Source organism: Streptomyces spongiicola, assembly GCF_003122365.1.
GTDB lineage: Bacteria > Actinomycetota > Actinomycetes > Streptomycetales > Streptomycetaceae > Streptomyces > Streptomyces spongiicola.
Genome location: NZ_CP029254.1, coordinates 2,330,259 through 2,344,217 on the forward strand (window position 1 = coordinate 2,330,259; position 13,959 = coordinate 2,344,217).

Consider the following 13,959-nt stretch of genomic DNA (forward strand, 5'->3'; position numbering starts at 1 on the left):
ACCGCGATCAGCCGGGATCAGCCGGGATCAGCCGGGATCAGCCGGGATCAGCCGGGATCAGCCGGGCCAGCCTCCGGTACGCAGGAACTGCTCGATGGCGGCGGTGTACGGGGCGATGTCGAGGCCCTGCTCCGCCAGCCAGTCGTCGGAGTAGTACTTGTCCAGGTAGCGGTCGCCCGGATCGCAGATCAGGGTCACGACGCTCCCCTGCTCCCGCGCTGCCACCATCTCGGCGACGATCTTCAGCGCGCTCCACAGCCCCGTGCCGGTGGAACCGCCCGCCTTGCGGCCGATGGCCTTCTCCAGGGCCCGTACGGCCGCGACACTCGCCGCGTCCGGCACCTTCATCATCCGGTCGATGGCTCCGGGCACGAAACTCGGCTCCATCCGGGGCCGCCCGATGCCCTCGATGCGGGAGCCGCAGTCGCTGGTGGCCAGCGCGTCGCCCCGGGTCCAGCCGTCGAAGAAGCAGGAGTTCTCCGGGTCCGGGACACAGACCCTGGTGTCGTGCTGCATGTAGTGGACGTAGCGGGCGATGGTCGCCGAGGTACCGCCCGTACCGGCGGTGGCCACGATCCACGCGGGCTCGGGGTAGCGCTCCAACCTCAGCTGCTGGTAGATCGATTCGGCGATGTTGTTGTTGCCGCGCCAGTCGGTGGCCCGCTCGGCGTAGGTGAACTGGTCCATGTAGTGCCCGCCGGTCCGAACGGCGAGCGTCGCCGACTCCTCGTACATCTTCCGCGGGTCCTCCACGAAGTGGCACTGGCCACCGTGGAATTCGATGAGGCGGCACTTCTCCCGGCTGGTCGTGCGGGGCATCACGGCGATGAAGGGCACCCCGATGAGCTTGGCGAAGTAGGCCTCGGAGACGGCGGTCGAACCGCTGGAGGCCTCGATGACCGGCCTGCCCGGCCGGATCCAGCCGTTGCACAGCCCGTACAGGAACAGCGATCGCGCCAGCCGGTGCTTGAGGCTGCCGGTCGGGTGGGTGGACTCGTCCTTGAGGTAGAGGTCGATGCCCCATCTCTCGGGCAGTGGGAAGCGCAGCAGATGGGTGTCGGCCGAGCGGTTGGCATCGGCCTGGACCTTCCGTACGGCTTCTTTGAGCCATGCCCGGTACTCGGGGTCGCTGCGGTCCACATCGACGGTGGCCATCGCCTCGTAGGTGGTCATGCGCCCCGCTCCTTACTTTCCAGCCGGCACTTCCCATAGTCCACAATAGGTCCCTCACCTGCACAAACGTTGACTTGGGGGTGCTATAGGGGTTGCCTTTGGATGCGGCGGGGAAGCGCTCTGGTGCCCGTGCGGATGGCTGTGCAGACTGAGGTGCAGGAACGGCGCGAAGGGGGCGTCCATGTCGGAGGCGGATTTCACGGCACCCGTGCGGGACCCGGAGTTCAGCGCCACGGGCGTGCGGATCGAGCGATGGCCCCGCTCGCTCACGACGGCCGGGCAGGTCCTGGTCGAGGGCGGCACACTGGCCCTGCTGACCAGCTACGGACGGGTCATCGACAGCGCACCGGTGCGGGCGGTCCGGGTCGGCAGGCCCTGGTTCACGGGGGGCGCCGACAGGGCCGTCGCCACGGTCAACGGCATTCGCTACCGGCTGACGCTGAGCGGCTCCGGCGGGGGACGCGAGGGCAGGGCGCTGACGGGCCGCCTCCTGGAGGTGCTCCGCAAGGCCGGCGGCGGTTCCGGCTGATCTGCCGCACCATCCCACCCGCGCCGTGTGTGCGCGGAGTTGCGCATGTGTCACACCGGGTTCACTCTTGACTCATCACTCAGGGTTCACCGGCGGTGACACTGTGACCCAGCTCCGCCGGCGCAGACAGCAGTCGGCAGCCAACTGCTGGATCCGATCCTTCGTCTTCTTCCGGACCTATTTCGGGGAGTCGCAGCCGTGATCAGCGAGGCAAGCAGGCATTGCACGGTGGAGCTCCAGGCTCTGCCGTCGCGGATCGGCCAGATCCGCAGAATCGTTTCAGCGCAACTGCGCTACTGGCAGCTCGATCGCCTGATCGACCAGGCGGCACTCGGCGTCACGGAGCTTCTGACCAACGTCCACCGGCACGCACAACCCGACAAGCTGTGCACCGTGGAGATGGAGTTGCTCCTCGACCGGCTCACCGTGTCGGTACACGACCACGACCCCCGGATACCGATGCTGGGATCCGCGGGGCCGCTCGAGACCACCGGCCGTGGGCTCGCGCTGGTCGAGGCCGTGAGCGAGAGCTGGGGAGTACGGCCCAAGGGCGATGAGGGAAAGGCCGTATGGTTCACACTGCCGACGGCCCTCCCGCCCCCCGCGGCGCCACCGCCGTACGCGGTCGACACCGTCTTCGGGAAGACCACCACCCCCTTCCCCGTCATCGAGGCGGAGCCGCGGGAACGCACCCCGGTACGGGCCGCCGTGGCGACCTGAACGGGCGTGTTCCCGGGCCTGCGACCGGGCCCGTCCGCCCGTCCGCCCGTCCGCCCGCCCGACCGCCCGTCCGCCCGTTCCGGAGTCCGGGACGAACGGGCAGGCGTGCAGGCGTGCAGGCGTGCAGACGTGCAGACGTGCAGGCGTGCAGGCGTGCAGGCGTGCAGGCGTGCAGGCAACCGTGGAAGCAGTCAGGCAGGCGGTACGCCGGGGGCCTCAGCCGTGCGATGCCGTGCCGGCGGGCCCGGGAGCGGGCGACCGCGCGGGGCGGGGTCGCCGATCGGCCGACCGGGATCGGTGCGGGGTACGCGAGACCCCGGCATGCCCCGGTAGCCGCGCAGCCGGCCCGCCCGGTGGCGGCGCGGACGTTCGCGGGTCCCGACGGCTGGGCCGACGACCCGCACGAGGCGCGCGGCGGGCACCCCGGACGCACTCCCGGGCCGGACCGCCGGGCCGCATACGGGCCTCCTTCGTCACGGGAGTTCACGGAACACGCTGCGCCAGCATGCTCTGCGGATCGTCCAGCACCGGCTGCCAGGCCAGTTCCGCCGCACCCACCAGGCTGTTGTGGTCGAGGGTGCACGGCAGGATGGGCACACTGCCGCTGCGGCCCCACAGGCTGCGGTCGGCGACCACCGCCCGCAGGCGCTCCGGATCGGCGTCGAGCAGCTCACGGTGCAGACCGCCCAGGATGATGCGGTCCGGATTGAGGATGTTGACGAGCCCCGCGAGCCCGAGGCCCAGCCGGTCGACGATCTCCTCGGCCGCCGCGCGCACGTTGGGGTCGTCGTACTCCTTGCGCAGCAGGTCCCTGGCCTGCTGGAGCAGTGAGACCTCGGGGCCGGGGTCGATACCGGCCGCCGTGAGGAACGCGAGCGGGTCGGCCTCCACGTCGAGGCAGCCGCGGCTGCCGCAATGGCAGGCGCGCCCCTCGGGGTTGACGGTCAGATGGCCGACCTCCAGCGCGAGGCCGGAGCTGCCCGTGTGCAGTCTGCCGTCGAGCACGAGCGCACCGCCGACACCGCGGTGGCCGGTGGCGACGCAGAGCAGGTGCCGGGCTCCGCGGCCGGCCCCGTGCCGATGCTCGGCGAGGGCGGCGAGATTGACGTCGTTTCCGGTGAATGCGGGCCCCGTGATACCGGCCGCCTGCACGCACGCGGCGAAGATGTCGCGGACCTGAGCGCCCGCGGGCCAGGCGAGATGCAGCGGGTTGAGAGCCGTGCCGTCGGGTTCGGCGACCGCCGAGGGCACGGCGAGTCCCGCGCCGACACAGCGGCGACCGGACTCCTCCAGCAGCGCCGCGCCCGCCTCGACCACCTCGCCGAGCACCTGGGCCGGATCGGCGGAGACGGTGACACAGCCGGGGGCGGTCGCCGCGATCGTGCCGCCGAGTCCGACCAGCGCAGCCCGGAATCCGTCGGCGTGCACCTGGGCGGCCAGGGCGACCGGCCCGTTCCCGTCCACGGCGAGGCGGTGGGAGGGGCGGCCCTGGGAGCCGGAGGCAGCCCCGGGACGGGAGTCCACCCGGATGAGTCCGAGCGCCTCCAGTTCGGCTGCGACCGCACCGGCCGTGGCCCTGGTGACGCCCAACTCGGCGGTCAGCACGGCCCGGGTGGGCGCACGCCCCGTATGGACCAGTTCCAGTGCGGGGCCGAGGGCGCCGCGGCCTCGCTCCAGCCGCGTCCGGGTGCTCGTCGCCTTGCCGTTCATGGGCGAAGTCTCCCATGATCCCGTAGGCCGGGGGGCGCCGAGTGGGGCGCCCGCAGCGGCGGCGGGGCGGCTCCCGCGGCGCTGCGGGGCGCCGCTCTCCACACCCCCGGCGCACCCCTCACCCCTCCCTCCACACCCTGGGGGCCCTCAACACCCCGGGCGCACCTCCTGCCACACCCTGGGCACGCTTCCCTCCAACCCCGGGCACACCTCCTGCCACCTCCCGGGCACGTCGCGCGCGACGCCGGGCGGAGCCGCCCCTTCCGGGCTCGTTCCCGGAAGCGCAGCGCCGGTGCGATTGGGCCGGATGGCGACCGTCCCCTATCCTGATTTTGTGCCGCCACTAAACAAACTTGCTCCTTCCCGCTCCCTCGCCCGGCTCCGGATCGCGCTCACCGTCTTCTTCGCCCTCGACGGCTTCCTCTTCGCCGGCTGGGTCGTCCGCATCCCGGCCATCAAGGAGCAGACCGGGGCCTCGGCCGGCGACCTCGGTCTCGCACTCCTCGGCGTGTCCGCCGGGGCCGTGGTGACGATGACGCTCACCGGACGCCTCTGCGGGCGCTTCGGCAGCCGTCCGCTGACCGTCGCGGCCGCGGTCCTGCTCTCCCTCGGCATCGCACTGCCGGCGCAGACGCACTCCCCGCTGTCCCTGGGCCTGGTACTGCTGGTGTTCGGTGCCGCCTACGGCGGGATCAACGTGGCCATGAACAGCGCCGCGGTGGACCTGGTCGTCGCGCTGCGACGGCCCGTCATGCCCGGCTTCCACGCGGCCTTCAGCCTGGGAGGCATGATCGGGGCCGGCCTCGGCGGACTGCTGGCCACCGGGCTCTCCCCGGCCTCGCACCTGCTCGTCCTCACGGTGACCGGTCTCGTCGTCACCGCCGCAGCCGGACCGGTCCTCCTGCGGGCCCCCTCTCCGCCCGTCGACGGCGGGACCGGCCGCGCCGCAGCCCGCGAAGGACACGGCGGCGAACGGACCGCGCGCCCCGGCGGCGGACGCGAAGACGACCGGGCCGGTCTGTCCGGCCGTACGCGCCGGCTCGTCGTGGTCTTCGGCGTCATCGCCCTGTGCACCGCCTACGGCGAGGGAGCACTCGCCGACTGGGGAGCGCTGCACCTGGAGCAGGACCTGGGGGCGCACCCGGGCGTCGCGGCGGCCGGCTACTCGCTGTTCGCGCTGGCGATGACCGCCGGACGGCTCTCCGGCACGACCATGCTGGAACGGCTCGGGCAGACCCGGACCCTGGTCGCGGGCGGGGCGACCGCAGCCGCCGGCATGCTGCTCGGCTCACTGGCACCGACGGTCTGGCTCGCTCTGCTGGGCTTCGCCGTGACCGGACTCGGGCTGGCGAACATCTTCCCCGTGGCGGTGGCGCGGGCGGGCGCGCTCGCCGGACCGCGCGGGGTGGCGACGGCCTCCACGCTGGGCTACGGCGGCATGCTGCTCGGGCCCCCCGTCATCGGCTTCCTCGCCGACTGGTTCTCGCTGCCGGTGGCACTGACCACGGTGGCCGCGCTCGCCGCCGTGGCCGCGGTGATCGGCTACACCGCCCGCGGAACCGCGGACGGGGGCACCGCGGACGGAGGCACCGCGGAGGCACGGGCCGGCGGGCGGCGGGCGCCCGCCGGCGCCACCCGGGACGAGCGGTGCCGGGCCGAGCCCCGCTGACGCGGCTGTCCCGCGGATCGCGCCGCCGGGGGAGCCCGGAGGCGGGCAGAACACGGCCCGTCAGAATGCGACCGGGCCGGTTCGGCGCGAACGACCGGTGCAGCGGTGCCGGAAGCGGCGGGATGGCCCAACCAGGCCGCGTGGGCGGGGGGTTGCCCGTCCACCGAGGCCCGGTGAAACTCTGCGTGTGGGGAAACGTACGCAGGCGCAGCGGGACGAGTCGACCGTCGAGATCGGCTATGCGCTGTTCAGCGGGGCGTTCGCGGCGGCTGTGGTCTTCGGGGCCGTCGCGGGACCGAAGCTGATGTTCACCATGCCGTACGCAGTCGAGCAGGGGCTGCTCCTCGCGGCCGCGGCCGCCGCGGGGCTGGTGTTCCCGGTCCGGGTGGTCACGGTACTGCGGCGGCACGCGCGCGAGGCGGACGGCAACTCCCGGGCAGCGCGGTCCGGACAAGGGACCGCGGCGGCACGCGCGCGAGGCGGACCGGGGAGTTCCGCCGGGTCCGGCGGACCGGACCGCCCGCGGCTCGCAGACGGGGGCGACGAGTCGGGCCGGGTCCCGGACAGCAGGCCTTGACCGGTCGGCGGTCGGCGGTCGGCAGTTGACGGTCGGCGGTAGCAGCTGGACGTCAGGCGGCCGAAGCAGGCGGGTCCGGACCGGCCGGTTCCCGCGCTCCGCCGTCGCGCCGGGTTCGGCTCCGGGCGCGGGCGGACGGGTCGCTCGCACCGCCCGTACCGCCCCTGTGTGTCAGCTCCGGGTGTCGGCGGACGGGACGATACCCGCCTCCCGGCCGAGCCGTTCCGCGGCGTGCGCGAAGAACGCGTCCCGGTCCTCCACCACCCGGTGGTACTGCCCGAACACCTCGAAGGAGATCAGCCCGAAGAGCTGCGACCAGGCGGCGACCAGCGAGGCCGCGAGTTCCGGCGGCAGCCCGGGAGCGAGGTCGGCGGCGATCCGCTCGGCCTCGGGACGGAGGCCGCCGGGGAGGCCGGGCGGTGAGGCGCCCGGTCCTCGGTGGGCGTCGCGCGCGATGCCGACGAGGGCGAGGCCGACTCGGGAGGCGGGCTCGACGGTCGTCCGCGGGGCGGCATAACCGGGTACGGGCGAACCGTAGATCAGCGCGTACTCGTGGGGGTGCTCGAGGGCCCAGGCCCGGACGGCGGCGCAGACGGCCCCCCAGCGGGTGAGCGGCTCCCCGGCCGTGCCCGCGGCCGCCTCGGCGGCGGCGCCCACGGCGTCATAGGCGTCCACGATCAGTGCGGTGAGCAGTTCCTCCCGGCTCGGGAAGTAGCGGTAGAGCGCCGAGGAGACCATGCCCAGTTCCCGGGCGACGGCGCGCAGGGAGAGCCTGGCGGCGCCGTCGGCGGCGAGCTGCCTGCGCGCCTCGTCCTTGATGGCGGCGGTGATCTCCTCCCGGGCCCGCTCTCTGGCCCCTCGGACGACGGGTCCGGAGCTGCCGGGAGACCGCCCGGTGCGGTGCTCGGTGTCCATACGGTGCTCGGTGTCCATACGGAGCAGTGTTCCACGATTCGGAGCGCCCGCCAACGACGAGAGCACCGCTCTTGCCCAGGCGTCCGGGCATGGTGCACACTGCCCACATAAGAGAGCACCGCTCTCCCGGATTCGAAGCCATCCGAGTTCCGCCGCTGGAGGTCGTCCCGTGTCACCGTCGCCGCACTACGTCAAGGCAGGACCCGTCGCACGGCGCTTCAACGACCTCGTAGGTTGGCTGGCGCGCCACGGCGTCAGCCTCTTCGGCACCGCCGAACTGTCCGTGCGGGGCCGCAAGAGCGGCCGGATGCAGCGCCTCCCGGTCAATCCGCACCGCCACGGCGGCGAGCAGTACCTGGTCTCGGCACGCGGCCACTCGCAGTGGGTCCGCAACATGCGCGCGGCGGGAGGCGGGGAGCTCCGGGTGGGCCGCAGGGTGCGCGGCTTCACCGCCGTCGAGGTCGTGGACGACGCCGCGAAGCTCCCGGTCCTGCGGACCTACCTGAAGCACTGGGGCTGGGAGGTCGCCGGGTACTTCAACGGTGTGACCGCCAAGTCCTCCGACGAGGAGATCCTGGCGGCCGCACCCGATCACCCGGTGTTCCTGATCACCCGCTGATCCTGATCACCGGTCGGCGGTGATCCGCCGGGGCGGTTGCCCCGTGCCCCTTCCCCGCGCGGGGCCGGTACCGGTACCGGGCTCGCGCGGGGCCGGGCCCGGGGCACGGAGCGGTCGACCGCGCGCGCTGTTCAGGACGCGACCCGCATCCCGCCCGTCCCGTCCGGTCCGCCGTCGGTGTCGGTGTCGGTGTCGGTGTCGGTGTCGGCGCCGTCGGCGGCCTCGGCGGCACCGTTCTGCGCTGCCGGCACGGGACGGGAGCGGTCCATGGCCTCGAGGGCTCGCCGGGCCAGCCCGTGCGTGCGCACGAGGCCGGCCAGTGTGGTGGCCCCGCGCGTGATGTCCGAGAACGCCTTCCAGGCCGGACGGAAACCCGTGATCGTGGCGTGCAGGATGCCCGGGCGCCGCTCGAACACCGAGAGCATCCGCCTGCCGACGCCCATCTCCACCCCGAGCCCCGCCTTGACCGCGAAGGCGTAGTTCAGCGCCTGGCGGCGGGCGTCGACGGCGTCGCCGGCCTCCGCGACCCGCACCGCCCACTCCCCGGCCAGCCGGCCCGAGCGCAGTGCGAAGGAGATGCCCTCACGGGTCCACGGCTCCAGCATCCCCGCCGCGTCACCGCAGACCAGTACCCGCCCGCGGGACAGCGGGGAGTCGTCGCTGCGGCAGCGGGTCAGATGCCCGGAGGAGACGGCCGGCTCGAAGCCGGCCAGTCCCAACCGCGCGATGAAGTCCTCGAGATAGCGCTTGGTCGCGGCGCCCTCGCCGCGGGCCGAGATCACCCCGACGGTGAGCACATCGCCCTTGGGGAAGACCCAGCCGTAACTTCCCGGCATGGGGCCCCAGTCGATGAGCACCCGGCCCGCCCAGTCCTCGGCGACCGTCGCGGGCACCGGGATCTCGGCTTCCAGGCCCAGGTCCACCTGGTCCATCTTCACGCCGACGTGTGCGCCTATGCGGCTGGCGCTGCCGTCCGCCCCGACCACGGCGCGGGCGAGAACGGTCTCCCCGCCGGCGAGCACGACCGCCGCGGTGCGGCGGTCGGGCACGGCCGGTCCGTGCTGCTCGACCCGGACGACGGTGGCCCCGGTGCGCAGGACGGCGCCGGCCTTCTCCGCGTGTTCCACCAGGGCGGCGTCGAACTCAGGGCGGTTGACGAGCCCGAAGAGCATCCGCCGTGAGCGCCGCGTCCGGGCCAGCCGGCCGTTCATCGAGAACGTGACGGCGTGCACCCGGTCCTTCAGGGGAAGTTCGAAACCGGGCGGCAGCGCGTCCCGCGAGGGACCGATGATCCCGCCGCCGCAGGTCTTGTAGCGAGGGAGTTGGGCCTTCTCCAGGAGGAGCACCCGTCGCCCCGTCACCGCGGCCGCATAGGCCGCCGACGCTCCCGCGGGCCCCGCGCCGACCACGACGACGTCCCAAACCCGCTGGTCCCGCCCGCTGGCGGCATCTGCGTTCTCGCTGCTCACGATGTGCTTCTGCTCCCGATCCGACGCTCGGCCCAAGGTCTCCACGGCATCCTACGGCGCTGCCCCCGCCCGTTCCGCTGTGGGAGGATCGCCGTACCTTCGCACTACACACAACGTCGCACCCACAAGGAGCGTGCCCATGACCGCGAATCCGATCGCCGAGACCGTCGCGTCCCTGATGCCCCGCGCGAAGGCGGAGCTCGCGGAACTGGTGGCGTTCGAGTCGGTGGCGGATCCCGCGGTGGCGCCGGGCAGCGAGTGCGAGGCCGCCGCCGACTGGGTCGCCGACGCGCTGCGCTCGGAGGGTTTCCAGGACGTGGCGCTGCTCGCCACCCCCGACGGCTCGCAGTCGGTGTACGGCCTCCTGCCCGGCCCCGAGGGCGCTCCCACCGTACTGCTGTACGCACACTACGACGTGCAGCCGAAGCTCGACGAGTCGGCGTGGGTGTCACCCCCGTTCGAACTCACGGAGCGCGACGGCCGCTGGTTCGGACGCGGTGCCGCCGACTGCAAGGGCGGCTTCATCATGCATCTGCTCGCGTTGCGCGCCCTCAGGGCGAACGGCGGCGTCCCCGTCTCCGTCAAGGTGATCGTCGAGGGCTCCGAGGAACAGGGCACCGGCGGCCTCGAACGGTACGCCGAGGCGCACCCTGGGCTACTCGCCGCCGACGCGATCGTCATCGGCGACGCCGGCAACTTCCGGGTGGGACTCCCCACCGTCACCGCGACGCTGCGCGGCATGACGATGGTCCGGGTCACCGTCGACACCCTGGAGGGCAATCTCCACTCGGGGCAGTTCGGCGGAGCCGCCCCCGACGCGCTGGCGGCGCTGATCCGCGTCCTGGACTCGCTGCGCGCCGAGGACGGCTCGACGGTGGTCGAGGGGCTGGACACCGGTGCCGCCTGGGAGGGACTCCAGTACCCCGAGGCGGACTTCCGCAAGGACGCCAGGGTCCTCGACGGGGTGGACCTGCTCGGCCGCGGCAGCGTCGCCGACCGGATCTGGGCGAGCCCCGCCGTCACGGTGATCGGCATCGACTGCTCGCCGGTCGCGGGCGCCGCCCCGTCCGTGCCGGCGAGCGCCCGCGCGCAGATCAGCCTGCGGGTACCGCCCGGGCAGGACGCCGCCGAGGCGACGAAGCTGCTCTTCGCGCACATCGAGAAGCACACGCCGTGGAACGCCCGGGTGAGCGTCGAGCAGGTCGGCCAGGGCCAGCCGTTCCTCGCCGATGCGGGCGGCCCGGCGTACACGGCGATGGCGGACGCCATGCGGGTCGCCTACCCGGGCCAGGAGATGCAGACCGCCGGCATGGGCGGTTCGATCCCGCTGTGCAACACACTCTCCGAGCTCTACCCGTCGGCGGAGATCCTGCTGATCGGGCTCAGCGAACCGGACGCCCGCATCCACGCCGTCAACGAGAGCGTCTCACCGCAGGAGTTGGAGCGGCTGTCCGTGGCCGAGGCACACTTCCTGGTCAACTACGCGCGTTCCCACCGGGCTTGACGAGACCGGCCGCGCTCCCGGACCCGGCAGCGCTCCCGGACCCGTCCCCGGGAACGGACCCGGCCCCGTTCCCGGGTCCGCGCCGCCGGCGAGGCGCGCCGAGAGCGTAGTGCCCGGTCGCGGTGGCGCCCGCCGTCGTCGATGAGGCGGCGCCATGCCTTCTCGCGCACTTCCCGCCCGGCGTCGTCGGTGTCGGTCATCTGTCGCCTCCCGTTCCCGGATCGCCGCCGTCAGGGCGGACAGCCGGTCGTCGACCTCCCGCGCCGGCAGGTCGAGTGCGGCGGGGCGGCAGCCGCGAGCGCCGCGGCGGCCGGTACGGCCCCGGGAGCGCGCGGCGCCGTGAAGCCGGGGCGGCGCGCCGTGAAACCGGGCGGCGCGAATCGTTCCGGGCGCGAGACCGCGCGGGTCGCGAGACCGCGCCGCCCGGTGGACGTGCGACGGACCGAATCGCCTGCTCCACACACCGAACGGCACCGCACCCCGGCACCGCACCCCGGCACCGGCCCCGTACCCGTCAGACGGGCACACCCGCCTCCAGATTGAGCACCGTGCCGCGCTCCCGGGCGCGCAGTGCCCAGCGCAGCCGCTCGTAACGCACGGGGGGCAGCATCCCGGCGGCCTCCTCCTCCGTCGCGAAGCGCCAGCCCCGCAGCTCGGCCCCCGGCAGGCTCACCCGCGCGGCGGCGTCGTCGCCGGTGAGCCGCCCTCCGTCGAAGAGCAGCCGGAGCCCTCCGTATCCGGGTGGCCGGGGCGGTTCCCAGTCGACGACGAGCAGCCGCGGCACGGCGTCGAGTTCGATCCCTATCTCCTCGGCGACCTCCCGGATGCCCGCGCGGGCCGGGGCCTCGCCGGACTCCACGACCCCGCCGGGGAACTCCCAGCCCGGTTTGTAGGTGGGATCGACGAGGAGCACCCGGTCCTCTTCGTCGAAGAGCAGGACCCCGGCCGCGAGGGTCTCGGCCGTCGGTTCCGCCGTCTGCACGATGTCACTGACCGCGGCCGCGCCGGATCGGACGGCCTCGGCCACCGACTCCGCCGTCTCCCTCGGTGTGAGGCGGGAGTTGTCGACGACATGGGCGTCGGCGAGCAGCCAGCCGAGGGCGGTGCGGTAGCGCTCGACGTGGTCGCGGGCATCGGCCTCCCCCGGGCGTCCGCCGGAGGCGCCCAGGTCCTCACGGGTGGCGATCCGGTTCCGCAGGATCGTTTCATCCGTGCGGAGCAGCACATGCCGGACCGGGATCCGGCGTGCGGCGAGACCACCGAAGATCTCGTCGCGGTACTCCTGCCTCAGCAGGGTCATCGGGACCACCAGCACCCCGCCGACCTCGGCGAGCAGCGCGGCCGCGGTGTCGACGACCAGCCGGCGCCAGATCGGCAGGTCCTGATGGTCCGTCACCTCGGCGAGCCGCTTCTGCGGCAGCAGGGCCCGCATCGCGCCGCCGGTCACCTCGGGGTCGTACAACGTGCTGTTCGGGATCAGATCGATCAGCTCGCGAGCAGTGGTCGTCTTGCCCGCGCTGAACGCACCGTTGATCCAGACGATCACGGTTCCCCCTCCTCCGTAGCCCCCTGTGGACTGCCCGCAACACCCTGCCACGGAAACGTCACTCCGGATGCGTCACGCCCGCCGTGCGACCAGGCCGTAACACATCCGTGCGGAGGTTCGTTGGGGATCAGGGACGAGCAAGGGGGTGCGAGGTGCGCCGAACGGTGCTGGAGAGGTTTCCCGCAGGTGGCCCGCGAGGGAGCTGGCCGGCCGAGGAGTTCGCGCGGGCGCGCCGGGACGAGGGCCTACCGGCGGAGGTCGTGATGGACCTGGACTCCGACGCGTTCCTCGTCGTGATTCCCCGGCAGGGCTCCGGTCCCGACGGGCGGTCCGCCCGGGATCACAGGGCCCAGTACGGCCCCGACAGCACCCGGTGGAGCAGCCGCACCGACGACCCGTCCGGTGTGGTGGCCCTGACCTCGAACCGGAGATGACGGCCCCTGGGCACGTCGGCGCTGCACTGGAACTGATGGCCGCCGGGCCCCTTGCCGGTGACGGTGAGGTACGCGGACGGGTTGGCGCCGGCGGTGTCCGTCAGATAGAAGCGGCCCTCGATGCGCGCCTCCTTGTGGGTGCTGTCGGCGAACAGCAGATGGACCAGCGTCGAATGGCGCCGCGGTCCCGAGTGCACCACGGCGTCCGTGAAGGCCAGGCCCGTCCAGACTCCGGAGCGGAGCGAGACGTCCACGGCGTTGGACTCGTTCAGCATGGACGGCATGTCGGGGTCCTCCAGGGGTGGTCTCGGTCCGGTCGCACGGGCGACGATTCCGGGGAAGACGACGTTTCTGAACTGGCTCACCCGGGCGTCCCCCGGGCATGCGGTGCCGGACACCGACCAGTCGGTGTACAGGCGGTGGTAGCCGTAGCCGGGGTCGGAGGCCGAGCGGCAGACCCGTAGCGGAATGCCGTGCCGGTGGTGCAGCCAGCTGCCGAGGGCGATCAGCTTCTCGACCTGTTCGCCGGTCCACGGGTCCGACGCCTTGGTGTTCGACGCCGTCTCGATCGAGACGGCGCCCGTACCGTCAGGGCGCCGGTTGGCCCCGGCGTTGGCGTCGGCGCGGGTCTCGGTGCCGATGAACTGCCCCAGGTCGCCTCCGTAGTCGAGGCCGAAGTGGCTCTCGAGCGAGGTGGACTTCCAGTACTCGTAGAGCCGGTCCACACTCCACGGCGCGGCGATGCTGTGGAAGATCATCTGTGTCGGTCGGATCGCCGGCTGACCGTCACTCTCCGGTTGGAGCTCCAACTTTCTGGCGAACGGGCACCAGGCCATCGGGGTCCCTCCTTCCTCTCCCCCGAGGGGGGCGACGGCACGAGCGCCGTCGGCCGTACTGCCGGCGGATGCGCGCACCGGTACGCGGGCTGCCGGGGGCCGTGCTTTCCACACCGCGTCCGGTTGCGGCGGTCCGGGGACAACGGGCCGCCGCAACCGGCGGTCCGGGGGACCGGGCCCCGGAGTCGCGCTCCGCCGGCACTCCGGCACGGCGGCGAGGCACCGTGGGTGCGTGGTCCCCGGAGGCCCGCGGCCGTT

At 73.2% G+C, this 13,959-nt stretch carries 12 protein-coding genes; 6 read left to right on the top strand and 6 right to left on the bottom strand.

The genetic code is table 11. The features are described from left to right. Positions 1-57 precede the first annotated feature (57 nt). Positions 58-1,173 carry a PLP-dependent cysteine synthase family protein gene (locus tag DDQ41_RS10030; protein WP_109294184.1) on the bottom strand — a complete coding sequence of 372 codons (1,116 nt, stop codon included), beginning with the start codon at positions 1,171-1,173 and terminating at the stop codon, positions 58-60. 181 nt (positions 1,174-1,354) lie between these two features. Here DDQ41_RS10030 and DDQ41_RS10035 point away from each other — a divergent pair, with 181 nt between their 5' ends. Then, positions 1,355-1,702, top strand: a complete 348-nt coding sequence (locus DDQ41_RS10035) for a hypothetical protein (protein ID WP_109294185.1) — start codon at positions 1,355-1,357, stop codon at positions 1,700-1,702. A 198-nt stretch (positions 1,703-1,900) separates the two neighbouring features. Beyond that, a complete protein-coding gene (locus DDQ41_RS10040; protein ID WP_109294186.1) occupies positions 1,901-2,422 on the top strand; it encodes an ATP-binding protein in 522 nt (173 codons plus the stop codon). Between the two features lie 483 nt (positions 2,423-2,905). Here DDQ41_RS10040 and DDQ41_RS10045 read toward each other — a convergent pair whose 3' ends face one another. Continuing rightward, entirely contained in the window at positions 2,906-4,132 is a 1,227-nt protein-coding gene (locus DDQ41_RS10045) for an ROK family protein (protein WP_109294187.1), read from the bottom strand. A gap of 334 nt (positions 4,133-4,466) precedes the next feature. On the opposite strand from DDQ41_RS10045, the gene DDQ41_RS10050 reads away from it, so the two are divergent. Together DDQ41_RS10050 and DDQ41_RS32085 are read left to right on the top strand one after the other, a co-directional pair. Beyond that, positions 4,467-5,801, top strand: coding sequence for an MFS transporter (locus DDQ41_RS10050; RefSeq protein ID WP_109294188.1), 1,335 nt, complete (start codon positions 4,467-4,469; stop codon positions 5,799-5,801). 187 nt (positions 5,802-5,988) lie between these two features. Further along, the gene (locus tag DDQ41_RS32085) at positions 5,989-6,378 is read left to right on the top strand and encodes a DUF6332 family protein (protein WP_223179121.1); all 390 of its coding nucleotides are present in this window, start codon (positions 5,989-5,991) and stop codon (positions 6,376-6,378) included. 171 nt (positions 6,379-6,549) lie between these two features. Here DDQ41_RS32085 and DDQ41_RS10060 read toward each other — a convergent pair whose 3' ends face one another. Continuing rightward, positions 6,550-7,293, bottom strand: a complete 744-nt coding sequence (locus DDQ41_RS10060) for a TetR/AcrR family transcriptional regulator (RefSeq protein WP_109297655.1) — start codon at positions 7,291-7,293, stop codon at positions 6,550-6,552. A 169-nt stretch (positions 7,294-7,462) separates the two neighbouring features. Here DDQ41_RS10060 and DDQ41_RS10065 point away from each other — a divergent pair, with 169 nt between their 5' ends. Further along, positions 7,463-7,912 carry a nitroreductase family deazaflavin-dependent oxidoreductase gene (locus tag DDQ41_RS10065; RefSeq protein WP_109294189.1) on the top strand — a complete coding sequence of 150 codons (450 nt, stop codon included), beginning with the start codon at positions 7,463-7,465 and terminating at the stop codon, positions 7,910-7,912. A gap of 131 nt (positions 7,913-8,043) precedes the next feature. Here the strand turns inward: DDQ41_RS10065 and DDQ41_RS10070 are convergent, their stop codons facing one another. Next, positions 8,044-9,381 carry a geranylgeranyl reductase family protein gene (locus DDQ41_RS10070; protein WP_262508415.1) on the bottom strand — a complete coding sequence of 446 codons (1,338 nt, stop codon included), beginning with the start codon at positions 9,379-9,381 and terminating at the stop codon, positions 8,044-8,046. A gap of 139 nt (positions 9,382-9,520) precedes the next feature. Here DDQ41_RS10070 and DDQ41_RS10075 point away from each other — a divergent pair, with 139 nt between their 5' ends. Next, positions 9,521-10,885, top strand: coding sequence for a dipeptidase (locus DDQ41_RS10075; RefSeq protein ID WP_109294190.1), 1,365 nt, complete (start codon positions 9,521-9,523; stop codon positions 10,883-10,885). A gap of 514 nt (positions 10,886-11,399) precedes the next feature. Here the strand turns inward: DDQ41_RS10075 and DDQ41_RS10080 are convergent. Then, positions 11,400-12,431, bottom strand: coding sequence for an NUDIX hydrolase (locus tag DDQ41_RS10080; protein WP_109294191.1), 1,032 nt, complete (start codon positions 12,429-12,431; stop codon positions 11,400-11,402). Between the two features lie 340 nt (positions 12,432-12,771). Beyond that, positions 12,772-13,623, bottom strand: a complete 852-nt coding sequence (locus DDQ41_RS10090; protein ID WP_245990767.1) for a peptidoglycan recognition protein family protein — start codon at positions 13,621-13,623, stop codon at positions 12,772-12,774. Positions 13,624-13,959 lie beyond the last annotated feature (336 nt).

Bases quoted from the DNA above. Each gene is read 5' to 3' on its own strand.
- DDQ41_RS10030 (WP_109294184.1), bottom strand. From the start codon at position 1,173: ATGACCACCTACGAGGCGATGGCCACCGTCGATGTGGACCGCAGCGAC.
- DDQ41_RS10035 (WP_109294185.1), top strand. From the start codon at position 1,355: ATGTCGGAGGCGGATTTCACGGCACCCGTGCGGGACCCGGAGTTCAGC.
- DDQ41_RS10045 (WP_109294187.1), bottom strand. From the start codon at position 4,132: ATGAACGGCAAGGCGACGAGCACCCGGACGCGGCTGGAGCGAGGCCGC.
- DDQ41_RS10060 (WP_109297655.1), bottom strand. From the start codon at position 7,293: ATGGACACCGAGCACCGCACCGGGCGGTCTCCCGGCAGCTCCGGACCC.
- DDQ41_RS10075 (WP_109294190.1), top strand. From the start codon at position 9,521: ATGACCGCGAATCCGATCGCCGAGACCGTCGCGTCCCTGATGCCCCGC.
- DDQ41_RS10090 (WP_245990767.1), bottom strand. From the start codon at position 13,623: ATGATCTTCCACAGCATCGCCGCGCCGTGGAGTGTGGACCGGCTCTAC.